Source organism: Cystobacter fuscus (assembly GCF_002305875.1).
GTDB classification, from domain to species: domain Bacteria; phylum Myxococcota; class Myxococcia; order Myxococcales; family Myxococcaceae; genus Cystobacter; species Cystobacter fuscus_A.
In genome coordinates this window covers 2674797-2687211 of record NZ_CP022098.1, presented here as the reverse complement: position 1 = coordinate 2687211, position 12415 = coordinate 2674797, and the positions used below count along the sequence as shown (strand labels likewise).

General features: G+C 69.8%; 11 protein-coding genes. 4 read left to right on the top strand and 7 right to left on the bottom strand.

Annotated elements, in window-relative coordinates; genetic code table 11:
• Positions 1-7: 7 nt before the first annotated feature.
• The 3 genes from CYFUS_RS11200 to add all read right to left on the bottom strand — a co-directional run bounded on the left by CYFUS_RS11200 (position 8) and on the right by add (position 2537).
• Positions 8-466 (bottom strand): hypothetical protein, encoded by a 459-nt coding sequence (locus CYFUS_RS11200; RefSeq protein ID WP_095985213.1) that lies wholly within the window; start codon positions 464-466, stop codon positions 8-10.
• Between the two features lie 106 nt (positions 467-572).
• Positions 573-1352 (bottom strand): SDR family oxidoreductase, encoded by a 780-nt coding sequence (locus tag CYFUS_RS11195; RefSeq protein ID WP_095985212.1) that lies wholly within the window; start codon positions 1350-1352, stop codon positions 573-575.
• Between the two features lie 24 nt (positions 1353-1376).
• Entirely contained in the window at positions 1377-2537 is a 1161-nt protein-coding gene (gene add, locus CYFUS_RS11190) for an adenosine deaminase (protein WP_095985211.1), read from the bottom strand.
• A 381-nt stretch (positions 2538-2918) separates the two neighbouring features.
• Between add and CYFUS_RS11185 the strand changes: the two genes are divergently transcribed.
• Positions 2919-4304, top strand: coding sequence for an MATE family efflux transporter (locus CYFUS_RS11185; RefSeq protein ID WP_095985210.1), 1386 nt, complete (start codon positions 2919-2921; stop codon positions 4302-4304).
• A gap of 19 nt (positions 4305-4323) precedes the next feature.
• Here CYFUS_RS11185 and CYFUS_RS11180 read toward each other — a convergent pair whose 3' ends face one another.
• Both CYFUS_RS11180 and CYFUS_RS11175 read right to left on the bottom strand, forming a co-directional pair.
• Positions 4324-6711, bottom strand: coding sequence for an ATP-dependent helicase (locus tag CYFUS_RS11180; RefSeq protein WP_095985209.1), 2388 nt, complete (start codon positions 6709-6711; stop codon positions 4324-4326).
• A gap of 109 nt (positions 6712-6820) precedes the next feature.
• Positions 6821-8164, bottom strand: a complete 1344-nt coding sequence (locus tag CYFUS_RS11175; RefSeq protein ID WP_157758386.1) for a hypothetical protein — start codon at positions 8162-8164, stop codon at positions 6821-6823.
• Positions 8165-8193: 29 nt separating this feature from the next.
• Between CYFUS_RS11175 and CYFUS_RS11170 the strand changes: the two genes are divergently transcribed.
• The gene (locus CYFUS_RS11170; protein WP_095985207.1) at positions 8194-8661 is read left to right on the top strand and encodes a PaaI family thioesterase; all 468 of its coding nucleotides are present in this window, start codon (positions 8194-8196) and stop codon (positions 8659-8661) included.
• A 61-nt stretch (positions 8662-8722) separates the two neighbouring features.
• Positions 8723-9382, top strand: a complete 660-nt coding sequence (locus CYFUS_RS11165; protein ID WP_095991939.1) for an oxidoreductase — start codon at positions 8723-8725, stop codon at positions 9380-9382.
• Here CYFUS_RS11165 and CYFUS_RS11160 read toward each other — a convergent pair whose 3' ends face one another.
• Together CYFUS_RS11160 and CYFUS_RS11155 are read right to left on the bottom strand one after the other, a co-directional pair.
• Positions 9383-10567, bottom strand: coding sequence for a hypothetical protein (locus tag CYFUS_RS11160; RefSeq protein WP_095985206.1), 1185 nt, complete (start codon positions 10565-10567; stop codon positions 9383-9385).
• A gap of 29 nt (positions 10568-10596) precedes the next feature.
• Positions 10597-11259, bottom strand: coding sequence for an RNA polymerase sigma factor (locus CYFUS_RS11155; RefSeq protein ID WP_095985205.1), 663 nt, complete (start codon positions 11257-11259; stop codon positions 10597-10599).
• Positions 11260-11705: 446 nt separating this feature from the next.
• On the opposite strand from CYFUS_RS11155, the gene CYFUS_RS11150 reads away from it, so the two are divergent.
• A complete protein-coding gene (locus CYFUS_RS11150; protein WP_095985204.1) occupies positions 11706-12413 on the top strand; it encodes a metallophosphoesterase in 708 nt (235 codons plus the stop codon).
• Positions 12414-12415: the final 2 nt, after the last annotated feature.

Here is a 12415-nt window from a genome sequence, read left to right as displayed (position 1 = left end):
CCGGCCCCTAGCCGCGGAAGGCGGACTTCACTTCCGGCTTGTTGATCACCACCAGCGCCCAGATGCCCACCGGGATGCCGAGGCAGCAACACGGCTGGAAGCACGGGATGATGGCGATGATGGCGGCGGCCATGGACAGGCCGAAGTTCTCCAGCTTCTTCATCTTCAGGGCGCCGAAGAACGTCACGCCACCGAGCAGGAGGCTGATGACCGTGGAGAATCTGCTGAAGGACTGCATGCGCTGGATCAACGGGACGTACTTGCCCACGTTCGGATCCGAGGCCAGCTCGGGAGGAATCTCCTGCGTCCCCATCACCGCGGACCAGATGAGGCTCAACAACGACATCACGATGCCCAGCCCGGCCGTCACCATCAACAGGATGGCCGGTGAGCTCACCTCCTCGAGCGCCGCGGCGCGTGAGCCCGGGCCTTGCGAGCCCGGCGGGTTCTCAGGAAATGGTTCCATGTGCGTTCCCCTCGTGTGAATGCGTGAAGCGGTCGCGAGCCCCAGGGGTCCCGCGCCGCCCGATTCCACCCGGAGGCCGGGGAGAGCGCCAGGGAATCTTCACACTTCACACGACGGGGGACTGACCACCGTCCACGTTGAGAGCCACCCCGCTCACGAAGCCCGCGCGCGGCGAGAGCAGGAAGGCCACCACGTCGGCGAACTCCTCGGCCTTGCCCACGCGGCCAAGCGGAATGCCGGAGCCCTTGGAGAGCTGCGAGTAGACCGTCTCCACCGGCTGGCTCGTGGCGAGCGCGCGACGCTCCCACTGGCCGCTCTCGATGAGGCCCGGCAGCACCGCGTTCACCCGGATGCCCTCGGGCCCCAGCTCCTTCGACAGGGACTTGGTGAGCGCCATGCCCGCCGCCCGGGACACCGAGGACGGCATCGACTGGGCCCCCGGCGCCTTGGCCGCGATGGCCAGCACGTTGACGATGGCGCCGCCGCCCGCCGCGCGCAGGTGGGGCAGCGCGCGCCGGGACGCCCGCGCCGCGGCGAAGAGCTTGAGCTGCAGGTCCGCCTCCCACGCCGCGTCGTCCAGGTCGGCGAAGGGCCGCGCCGCCGCGGCCCCCGCGTTGTTCACCAGCCCGTCCACCCGGCCCCAGCGCGCCGCCGCCGCGTCCACGAAGGCATCCACGTGCTCGCCGCGGGTGACGTCCGCCACCACCGCCAGCACGTCGCCCCCCGCACCGCGCAGCACCGAGGCCGAGGCCTCCAGGCGCTCGGGGTTGCGCGCGCAGATGGCCACGCGAGCCCCTTCCTTCACCAAACGCAGGGCCACCGCCGCGCCCAGCCCGTCCGAACCTCCCGTCACCAGGAACACCTTGCCACTCAACTCCAGCTCCATTGACGACCGCGTCCTTTCTCCGGCTCAGGCCGGCTGCTTCACCACCTGGGGCCGCTTCTCGAAGGCGGCGAGCGTGCGAGTGATCTCATCATTCACCTGCCGCAGGAAGTCCTGCTTTTCTCGCGACGGCAGGAAGGCGCTCTTGAAGCCGGAGACGATGATGGTGGTCAGGTCCTCCAGCGACAGGCCGATCTCCTTGTGCGACAGCCACAGCTCCTTGGTGACCGTGGTGTCGGTGATGAGCCGGTTGTCCGTGTTGATCGTCACGCGCAGGCCGTAGTCGAAGTAGAACTTCAGCGGGTGCGCGTCCAGGCTCGGCACCGCGCCCGTCTGCACGTTGGAGGAGGGGCACACCTCCAGCGGGATGCGGTGATCGTTCACGTAGTTGAGCAGGTCTCCGTCCTCGCGCAGCCGCGTGCCGTGGCCGATGCGGTGCGCGCCCAGGTAGTGGATGGCCTGGGAGATGGACTCGGGCCCGAAGGCCTCGCCCGCGTGCGCGGTGCAGTTGACGTTGTTGCGCAGGATGAGCTGGAAGGCCTCCTTGTGGTCCTTCGCCGGGAAGTCCGCCTCGGCGCCCGCCAGGTCGAAGCCGATGACGCCGCGGTTCTTGTACGCCACCGACAGCTCGGCCAGCCGCATGGACGTCTGCGGGTTGATGTGGCGGATGCCGCAGACGATGACGCCGTACTTGATGCCCGTCTCGCGCTTGGCCACCCGCAGGCCCTCGAGCACCGAGTCGATGACCGTCGTCATCTTCAGGCCCTTCTTCAGGTGCAGGGCGGGCGAGTAGCGCACCTCCAGGTAGCGCACGTTCTCCGCCGCCGCGTCCACCGCCAGCTCGTAGGCGGCGCGGTAGAGCGACTCGGCCGTCTGGAGCACCGAGAGCGTCACGTCGAAGGCGACCAGGTAGTCCTCGAGGCTCTTGCACACCTCGCCCATGTGGATCGCCTTGGCGAGGCCCTCCTCGGTGTCCGCGGGCAGGTGGACCTTCTGCTGCTCGGCCAGCTCGAGGATGGTGCGCAGCCGCATCGAGCCATCCAGGTGACAGTGCAGGTCCGTCTTGGGCAGCGCGCGCAGCAGTTCCTCGGTGACGGGGAGCGCCGGGGGTGCGACCCAGTCCACCCGGCGCGCGGATGAGGGTATGCCAGTCGAGCTGGGCAGCTCGTCGTCACGAATCGAAGCCATGTCGGGTTCCTTCCTTGCCGGGCATCCTAGGGGTCCGGAAAACCTCTCTCAACCTTGTCGTCTCCCGTCCGTTCGCGCTCCGCCTTCACACCCTCGCCGCTACTGGCCGCCCGTAGGGCCTCGAGAGTGGTTGGTACCCACACGAGGCGCGGACTCCCGTCCGCTCGCTCCCATGGCACACGGCCTGGCTCGCACGCCCGGTGGGGGTGGACGGGCTCTCGTGGAGGTACCAGCCACACCCCTCGTGAGGGGGGACGAGGAAGGGAAGGCGAGCAGATAGAGGAGCGCTGTCTCACCCCAGCCGTTAACTGTCAGGGTCTTGTCGCTCGACAGCCCAACGAGGGCATGAGAGAGCCGGGGCGGCAAAGGAAATACGCGTCCATGCATACCGACACCACGTCAGCGCACTCCGCTCCCGGATTGATGCGGCTGACCTGGCCCATCTTCCTCGAGTTCTTGTTGTTCATGCTGATGGGCACGGCGGACACGCTGATGCTCAGCGGGGTCTCCGACGATGCGGTGTCCGCCGTCGGAGTGGTCAACCAATACATCTTCGTCTGCATCCTCATCATGGAGGTCATCAGCAACGGCGCCTCCGTCGTCGTGGCCCAGTACCTGGGTGCGCGCCGGGGCGAGGAAGCGGCGCGGATCTCCGCGCTCGCCATCACGCTGAACCTCCTGCTCGGCATCCTGGTCAGCGCGGCGCTGCTGCTGGGCGGCGGAGCGCTGCTGGAGCGGATGAACCTGGAAGGCGTGGTGCTGGCCAGCGCGCGGACCTACATGGGGATCGCCGGAGGCTTCATCTTCCTGCAGGCCCTCATCAACGTGTTCTCCAGCCTGCTGCGCACGTACGGCTTCACCAAGGAGTCCATGTACGTGGCCATGGGGATGAACGCGCTGCACGTGCTCGGCAACTGGGCGCTCATCTTCGGCCACCTGGGTCTGCCCCGCATGGGCGTGGCCGGGGCGGCGGTCTCCACCGTGTTCAGCCGGGCCATCGCGCTCGCCGTGTTCGTGTGGATGCTCTACCGGGTGATGGACGTGCGGATGGTGGCGCGCGACTACGTGACGTTCTCGCGCGAGTACATCCGGAAGATCCTCAAGGTGGGCCTGCCCGCCGCCGTCGAGCAGGTGACGTACCACGTCTGCCAGACGATCTTCCTGTACTACGTCACCCTCCTGGGCTCCGTGGCGCTGGCGTCGCGGCAATACGCGATCGCCATCTCGCAGTACATCTTCCTGTTCAGCCTCGCCATCGGCATCGGCACGTCCATCCTCATCGGACGGCTGGTGGGAGCGAGCCGCGCGGAGGAGGCCTACCACCGCGCCCTGAGCAGCTTGAAGTGGTCCGTGGCGCTCACCGTGCTGGTGGACGCCGTGGCCATCCTCCTGCGCAAGCCCCTGCTCGGGCTGTTCACGACCAATGGCGACATCATCCAGCTCGCCTCCCAGGTCATCGTCCTGAGCCTCGTGCTGGAGTCCGGGCGGTCCTTCAACCTCGTGCTCGTCAACTCCCTGCGCGCCGCCGGAGACGCCACGTTCACCGTGTACGCGGCCTTCGGCTCCATGGTGTGCATGAGCCTGCCGCTCGGGTACGTGCTGACCTTCCAGCTGCACCTGGGACTGGCGGGCGTGTGGCTCGCCATCGCGGCGGACGAGTGGACGCGCGGCATCATCATGTGGATGCGCTGGCGCAGCCGGGCGTGGGAGAAGAAGTCGCTCGTGTCGCCCGCCGAGCCGGCGCCGGTGGCCGTGCTCGGGACGTGAGCGACAGGGGGCCGGGGGCCTACCCCGGCAGGAGGAAGCGGGCGATGACGCGCTTGAGACCCACGTGCCCGCCGAAGTCCACCGTCACCTTGGCGTTGGGTCCCTGGCCATCCGCCGAGATGATGCGCCCCATGCCGAACTGCTCGTGGCGCACGCGCATCCCGCGCACGTCCCCGCCCACCCCGTCCCCCTCCGGGGCCTGCGAGTAGGTCCGGTCCACGCGCGGCCCGTCGTCCTCGTCCGCCCAGTTGCGCTTCTTCTTCGTGAAGGGCGCTTCCTTCGGCGCCGGGGGCAGTTCCTGCTCGGCGATGCCGAAGAGCTCCTGCGGCACCTCGGCCAGGAAGCGCGAGGGCGGGTTGTAGCGCAGCTCGCCGAAGAGCGAGCGGCACTGCGCCAGGCTCACGAACAGCCGCCTGCGCGCGCGGGTGAAGCCCACGTAGCAGAGCCGCCGCTCCTCGGCCATCTCCTCCCCGCCCTCCTCCGACTCGCCCCCATGCAGCGCACGCGAGTGCGGGAACACCCCGTCCTCCATGCCGGTGATGAACACCGCGTCGAACTCGAGCCCCTTGGCCGCGTGCAGCGTCATCAGCGCCACCCGGCCCTCGCCCACCTCGGCGTCCGCGTCACCCACCAGGCTGATCTGCTCCAGGAAGGCGTTGAGCGGGGGGATGTCCGCGGTGAGCGGGGACATGTCCAGGTCCGCCTCCTCCGGCGGCACGGCCTGCGCGGCCCCGTCGTCGCCCGCCGTGGACGCCGCCACGGCCGCCGCCGCCCGGTTGAGATCGAACTCCTGCGCCGCGCCCAGGAACTCGCGCAGGTTCTCCGCGCGCGTCATCGACTCGTCGCTGCCCTCCGTCTGCAGCGACTCCACCAGGCGCGTCTCCTGGAGCATCTGGTCCACCGCGCTCGCCGCGTCCTGTGACTCCTGGGCGAAGGCGTGCAGCGACGACACCAGGGCGTGGAAGCCCGACAGCCGGCGCACCGCCGCCGTGTTGAGGCCGGCGATGCGCTCGGGCGCCGCCGAGGCCTCGTACAGACTCACCCCGGACTGGTTGGCGAAGTCCACCAGCCGCTCCACCGTGGTGTCGCCGATGCCGCGCGCTGGCGTGTTGATGATGCGCAGCAGGTCCGCGTCCGAGCGCGGATTCACCATCAGGCGCAGGTAGGCCGCCGCGTCACGCACCTCGGCGCGATCGTAGAAGCTGCGTCCGCTCACCAGCGTGTAGGGCACGCGCGCCAGCCGCATGGCCTCCTCGAGCACGCGGCTCTGCGCGTTGGTGCGGTAGAAGACCGCCATGCCCGAGTACTTGATGAAGCCCTCGCGCTGCAGCGCGTGGATGCGCCGGGCGACTTCCTGCGCCTCGGCGCGCTCGTCGCGGTTGAGCAGCAGGGTGAGGTGCTCGCCCTTGGGCCGGTCGCTCCACAGCTTCTTGGGCATGCGCCGGGAGTTGCGCCGGATGACGGCGTGCGCCGCGTCGAGGATGTTCTGGTCCGAGCGGTAGTTCTGCTCGAGCTTCACCACGCGCGCGCCCGGGTAGTGCTCCGGGAATTCGAGGATGTTGTCCACGCTCGCGCCACGCCAGCGGTAGATGGACTGGTCGTCGTCGCCCACCACCACCAGGTTTGGCTTCGGCGTCCGATCCGGCGGAGCGAGCAGGCGCAACAGCTCGTACTGCACCGGGTTGGTGTCCTGGAACTCGTCCACGAGGATGTGCCGGAAGCGCTTCTGGTACTGGTCCAGCACGTCCGGGCGCTGGCGCAGGAGCGCCACGAGCAGCAGCAGCAGGTCGCCGAAGTCCACCGCGTTCGCCGCGCGCAGGAGCTTCTGGTAGGCGTGGTAGGTCTTCTGCACCACCACGCCGCGCGCGTCGTCCACGTCCACCACCATCTGGTCGGGCAGGCGCGCCGCGTTCTTCTCCCCGTCGATGCGGTGGAGGATCTCCCGGGGCTGCATGATGGGGTCCACCCGGGCCTCGCGCATGGCGCGTTTGATGAGCTGCAACTGGTCCCCGTCGTCGTAGATGACGAACGAGGGCGTCAGCCCCATCAGCTCCGCCACCTTGTGGTCCACCAGCTTGGGATCCTTCAGGGCCCGGCGGAGGATCATCGACGAGGAGGAGTGGAAGGTACTCACCACCAGCTCGTGGGCCTGGGGGCCGAGCAACTGGACGAGTCGCTCGCGCATCTCTCGCGCGGCCTTGTTGGTGAAGGTGACGGCGAGGATGCGCCAGGGGAACACGCCGCGCAGGCGCACCAGGTGGGCCACGCGGCGGGTGATGACGCGCGTCTTGCCGCTGCCCGCGCCCGACAGCACGAGCAGGGGTCCATCCCCATGGAGGACCGCTTCCTTCTGGGGCTCGTTCAGATCTTTGAGGAGTTCGTTTTCGGCGTTCAAGGCAAGCGCCATATCTAGGGGGAAACGCTGTTTCTAACGAGTTTCCGTCCGCTCGGAAGGACGTTCCACGAAGGGGAGCGCCCGCCCGCCCTGTCGGGGAGCCTCGACGCTCCGTGCGGGCTCAGCACCCGCTGTCGCAGTTCTCCACCACGGCGCCGGCCACCTCGGTGCCATCCTCGCGCACCAGGCGCACCCACGGCGCGGGCCAGGAGTCGCGCAGGAGCAACTCCATGCGCCCGTCTCCCTCCAGGTCCATCACGCCCACCACCGTGTCGCCGGACAGGTCGTCCAAGGGCAGCACGCGCGCGGCCGCCCCGGGCTGCATCACCACGGCACGGGTGACCTGCTGGTCATAGTCCATGCCGCAGAGCGAATGACCCTCGCCCACGCGCAGGCGCGCCACCGAGAAGAGCACCCGCCACTCCCCCGAGTTGTAGCTGAACGAGCGCACCTCCACCTTCAGCTTCTCTCCCACCCGCTCCGCCTGGAGCAGCGCCTCCGAGCGCGACTCGACGAAGCGCGGCGAGCCCCGGAGCGCGGACTCGTGGGTGTTGACGAGCTCGGCGGGCGCCTCGCTGGCCGTGAAGAACACGGGGGCGGGCGTCCCCGAGGGCAGCGCGAAGCCCCACTCCTCCGGCGGCACCGCGCAGTCCAGCTCCGCGAAGGCCCAGGCCCGGCCACAGCCCGGTGACTCGGGCGGCGGCTCGCGCAGGAGGTAGTCGAGGGCGGGCACCCCGCGGTTGATCCACGCGAAGCCCTTCACCGCGCAGCCCCCCTGGAGCAGCCCCCGCGCGCCATACACGTCCACCCGCTCCCCAGGGGAGAACAGCCCGGAGGGATCGTCCGGAGCCGGAGCCATCCAGACCCCGCGGCGCACGTCCACCGGCTCGAGCACACGGCTCTCCTGACTCCCGGCCAGCAACATGAAGGTGCGTCCGACATGGGACTCGACGAAACGCGGTGCCTCGCGCCGGCGCGGGCCCTCGATGAGCGCGCGCTGGGCCTGCTCTCCGGCACGGCAGGCCACCTCGCGTCCGGCCTGCAGCGGACCCGCGTACTTCACGTCCGCCACCACCCCCGCCTCGCGCAGCCGCGCCTGGAAGTCCAACGCCTCCGCCCGGCTCATGAACGTCCGGGCCACCACCGCCTCCAGGCACGGACGCAGATCCCGGAACGGCGTCGTGGACAAGCGACGAGGCTCCACGGGCAGTCCCGTCCGCTTCAGTGCCTCCAGCGCCTCGTCCCCCTCGCCCGGAGTGGCCGAGGAATGCAGGAGGACCCACCAGCTCTTCGCGTAGGGGGCCGCGGCCGCCAGGGCCGCCTGGTCCGGGGAGGCGGAGGAAGCGGCCACCGGAGCAGTCGCGGGCCGGGAAGGCGAAGCGGGCGGGCGAGCCCCACAGTCCTGGAGTCCCGAGCATCCCGAAACGGCCAGCAGCACGGCGAGGAGTCGCGGCGGACGCGGCATGAGCCACCTTCTACCAGTAGAGTCGCGCCATGTCCGACGCAGAGACCTACCCCTCGCAAGAGCAACTCGACCGCTACGCCGCACAGTTCAACCAGAGCCTGACGATGAAGCACTTTGGTGCCCGGATGAGCTTCCCCTCCGGCGAGAAGGTCGTCGTCTCCGCCGAGGTCCGCCCCGAGCACCGCGGCGGCCTGGGCACCGACGCCGTCAATGGCGGCATCATCTCGGCCCTGTTCGATCTGGCCATCGGCAGTACGCCGGCCCTGAGGGATCCCACCCGCCGCGCCGCCACCGTGCAGCTCTCCATCAGCTTCGAGCGCCCCCTGCGCGGCGATCTCCTGCGCGCCGAGGCCACCATCGACACCACCGGCGCCACCACCCTCTTCGCCTCCGCGCGCATGTATGACGCCCAGGGCGTGGTGTGCGCCCGCTGCCAGGGCGTGGTCCAGGTGTCGCGGATAAAGTGGGCCTCGGGAGAGAGCCCGGCCGTCAACTGACGGCCTCGCGGGGACGCTCGCCCCTGGCGCCCCCGGGGGGAATGTGCTGAGCATCCCCGCCATGGACACCCCTACACGCACCGCGCTCGTGGCTGGCGCCAGCGGCCTGGTTGGAGGCTGGCTGCTCGACACCCTGCTCGCGGACCCCCGCTACCGCGAGGTGCACTCCCTCGGCCGCCGGGTGCTGCCCCGGCAACACCCGAAGCTCGTCCAGCGCACCGTGGACTTCGCCCGGCTGGGCGGCGAGGCCCTGCCCGCGGCACAGGACGCCTTCTGCTGCCTGGGCACCACCATCAAGAAGGCGGGCAGCCAGGAGGCCTTCCGCGCCGTGGACCATGACGCCGTGCTGGCCTTCGCCCAGGCGGCGCGCGCGGCGGGCGTCCAGCGCTTCCTCGTGGTGACGGCCCTGGGCGCCAATGCCCGCTCGCGCATCTTCTACAACCGCGTGAAGGGCCAGGTGGAGGAGGCGCTCGCGTCGCTGGGCTTCGAGTCGCTCGTCATCCTCCAGCCCTCGCTCCTGCTCGGAGAGCGCCCCGAGCGCCGCACCGGCGAGCGCGCGGCGGCCGCCGTCTCCCGGGCCCTGGCGCCGCTGCTGCGTCCGCTGGCCAGCCGCCCCATCGAGGCGCGCACCGTGGCGCGGGCGATGGTCGCCCTGGCGCGCGAGGCCCAGCTGGGCGTGCGGGTGGTGCCCTCGGGGGAGTTGCAGGCCCTGGGCCAGTAGTCAGAAGGTGAAGTCGCGCTCGAAGATCTCGTTGTTGCCCACGCGCACCATCAGGTGCGCGGAGCGGCCTCCGGCGGTGCCCAGGTCGAACTGGAGACCTTCCGGGCCGGGTTGAGGCTTGAGCGAGGGCTTGCCGGGGGCGAGGAAGACCGCCGCCGTCACGGTACGCCCCGGCAGGGGTTGCACCAGAAGCCGGGCCCGCTGACGCTCGCGGACGAGCACCACGCGGAAGTCCCGCCGATCCTCCAGGATGTCGCGCTGTTCGGCATGGCGCGCGGCACCGGTTCCGCGCATGGCGGGCGCGGGGGCTCGCGAGGTCCGCGCCGCGGGAGCGGACGGCTCATGCTCCACCGACGATGCCTGGGAGATGGCCTCGTCTCCCTCTTCCAGGGCCCAGATGGCCTGGGCACAGTCCAGGCACTTCTCCGTGTGACCGTCCACCCAGCGCAGCTCCGCGGCGGACAGGGTGCCCATGTCGAAGCGCCACAGGTCATCCGCGCTCAGGTGCCGTTTGGGAGGAGCATCCACCGGAGCGCTCTTCGCCAGGTCCTCCTGGCACTCCCTGCACCCCTGCACATGGGCACCGGGCCGATCACCCCGTGGGCTCAGGGCGCCCAGGAAGTCGTCACATTCGGCGCGGGCACTGAACCACCAGGCCCGGGACCGCTCCGCCGCGTCCAGCAGGTCACGCTCCGACCGGCGCTGGGAATTGAGGGGGATGAACCAGCGGGCCCTCGGGCTCATCGCGCTGTCCAATCGCTCGAGTCCCTCGCGCAGCGCCTTCAAGCGCGCCGCCGGCTCGCCCTGCAATGCACCGTGGACGGCTTCCCATCGGGCGATGGCGCGCAGGGTGGACTCGGCCCGGTCGCGCGCCGTCAGTCCCTCGAACGCGGAGGCACGCCATACGTCCGACTCGTCGACGTCCTCGCCCAGGGCGGCCTCGGCGGCCTCCTGAGCGGCGCGCAACAACACGGGCTGGAGCGCCTCGGGCTCACGTGAGCGGAGCCACCCCTCGAGCTCCCCGCGACTCAATCCCCGAAGCGCCTGCTCGACTCCCTCTCCTCCCAACCGATCGCCGCGCCGAAGCAGATCTCCAATCACCTCGAGCGCGTCACCTTGGGAAAGTCCGCCCCGCGAGAGCTGCTCACGCCGGGCCTGGTATCTGGAGAGGGGGTCAACGACCATGAGGGTACCCTCCTGGGGTACGGTGGGGCTCACTCGCGCCCGCCCTCCTGTTGGAGGTCGAGCAGATAGAGCCGCAGGTAGGCCTGTGCACGGCTGACGCGCTTGTACGAATTGACCACGGTGATGTTGAGGCGACGCGCGCACTCCTCGTGGTCCTCGACGTCCTGGTGGTGGTACAGGTCCCACGCACCGGCTTCCTTGGGATGCTCGCGCTGCAGGCGCTCATACGCGCGCCAGTAGAGTTCCTGGGCCTCGGTGCGCTCCTCGCGCCGCCGCGAGGACTCCACCGCGCGCGCCACCTGGGCGGGCGGCTCCTCGAGGGCGTCCTCGGAGTCGGCCGCGGCCGGAGCCAGGTCCTCGCGCTGCCGCCGGTAGAAGTCGATGGCGACGTGCTTGACGATGCGCAGGAAGAACGTCTTGGGCGACGCGCTGCGTCCGGGCATCTGCTCGGACACGCCGCGGAATTGATCCAGTCCCTTGTCGAGGAACTTGCCAACCGCGTCCTGGTAGAGCTCGTCCGCGTCCGCCGGAGAGCCCCGGCCGTAGCTGGCCTGGATCTTGGAGATGACATAGCGGGCCGGCCGGGCCCAGCGCTCGCAGAGCGCGCCGAGTGCATCTCCCACCACCCCGCCCATGGCGCGGCGTTGGAGCACCTCGGCGAAGAGTTCGTCATCCGTGAGATCGTCGAACACCGGAAGTTCCTTGAAGCGCCACCAGGAGGCACGAGCCCCCCGCTCGGGCGGGGTGGGGTTCGGTGAAACGGCGGGTCAAGGTAGCACGACGGCATCCGAACACGGCCTCCCGATGACACGACCCCCGGATATGCGACAGCAGCGGGCAGGGGCCATCCAGCAGAGGGACGACCACCCCCGTGGTTTCCTGACGGGAATTTTACGATGATTTTCCAGACGGACCTTTCTCCCGGAGGACAGGGGCGGCTCGTCAGGAAAATCCACCTCGGGGAGTCTGGGGCGGACAACGGGCACCCGGCCGGTGAGGTCCTACATGCTCGGTGGTTCGACTCCACCCACCCGCGCGAGCGGGTGTCGCCGACGGTTCAGGCACTGAATTCGGGATTCAGCCACACCCCGGCTTCACCACTCGGGTGCCCACCTCTTCCGCACAAGGAAGTCCACGTATGTCGTCCCGAACGATCGTCATCGGAGACCTCCACGGCTGTTACGACGAGGCCCTGGAGCTGCTCGCCCGGGTGGGCGCCACCTCGAGTGATCGAATCATCTTCGCGGGGGACCTGGTCGACCGGGGACCCAAGCCCCGCGAGTGTGTCGAGCTGGCCATGCGCCACGAGTGCATCCTCGGCAACCACGAGGAGAAGCACCTGCAACAGCGCCGCCGGCGGGATGAGGATCTGCTGCCGGATCACCTCAGGACCCGGCAGGCCCTGGGCCCCGAGCACCTCGACTACTTCGCCACCCTGCCCCACTTCATCCGGCTGCCCGAGTACCAGGCCGCCGTCGTCCACGCCGGAGTGCTGCCCGGCAAGTCCATGGAGGAGCAGGAGCCGTACCACCTGCTCCATGCCCAGTGTGTCCGGCCGCCGGAGCGCAAGAGCTACTGGCCCTCCAAGGCGCCCGCGGACTACCGCTTCTGGACGAACCACTGGCGAGGCCCCGAGCGCGTCATCTTCGGACACACGGTGTTCGACCGGCCGCTCGTCACCGAGTACGCGGTGGGCATCGATACCGGGTGCGTCCATGGCCGCTCGCTCACGGCGGTGGTGCTGCCCTCGTGGGAGATCGTCTCGGTGCCCGCGCGCGGGGCCTCTCGGGGCGGCAGAGACGTGACGCTGCTGCCCGTACACGGCGAGGTCTGCACGTTCTCCTGAGC

Coding starts and splice junctions, on each gene's coding strand:
- CYFUS_RS11200 (WP_095985213.1), bottom strand. CDS start 466: ATGGAACCATTTCCTGAGAACCCGCCGGGCTCGCAAGGCCCGGGCTCA.
- CYFUS_RS11195 (WP_095985212.1), bottom strand. CDS start 1,352: ATGGAGCTGGAGTTGAGTGGCAAGGTGTTCCTGGTGACGGGAGGTTCG.
- add (WP_095985211.1), bottom strand. CDS start 2,537: ATGGCTTCGATTCGTGACGACGAGCTGCCCAGCTCGACTGGCATACCC.
- CYFUS_RS11185 (WP_095985210.1), top strand. CDS start 2,919: ATGCATACCGACACCACGTCAGCGCACTCCGCTCCCGGATTGATGCGG.
- CYFUS_RS11180 (WP_095985209.1), bottom strand. CDS start 6,711: ATGGCGCTTGCCTTGAACGCCGAAAACGAACTCCTCAAAGATCTGAAC.
- CYFUS_RS11175 (WP_157758386.1), bottom strand. CDS start 8,164: ATGCCGCGTCCGCCGCGACTCCTCGCCGTGCTGCTGGCCGTTTCGGGA.
- CYFUS_RS11170 (WP_095985207.1), top strand. CDS start 8,194: ATGTCCGACGCAGAGACCTACCCCTCGCAAGAGCAACTCGACCGCTAC.
- CYFUS_RS11165 (WP_095991939.1), top strand. CDS start 8,723: ATGGACACCCCTACACGCACCGCGCTCGTGGCTGGCGCCAGCGGCCTG.
- CYFUS_RS11160 (WP_095985206.1), bottom strand. CDS start 10,567: ATGGTCGTTGACCCCCTCTCCAGATACCAGGCCCGGCGTGAGCAGCTC.
- CYFUS_RS11150 (WP_095985204.1), top strand. CDS start 11,706: ATGTCGTCCCGAACGATCGTCATCGGAGACCTCCACGGCTGTTACGAC.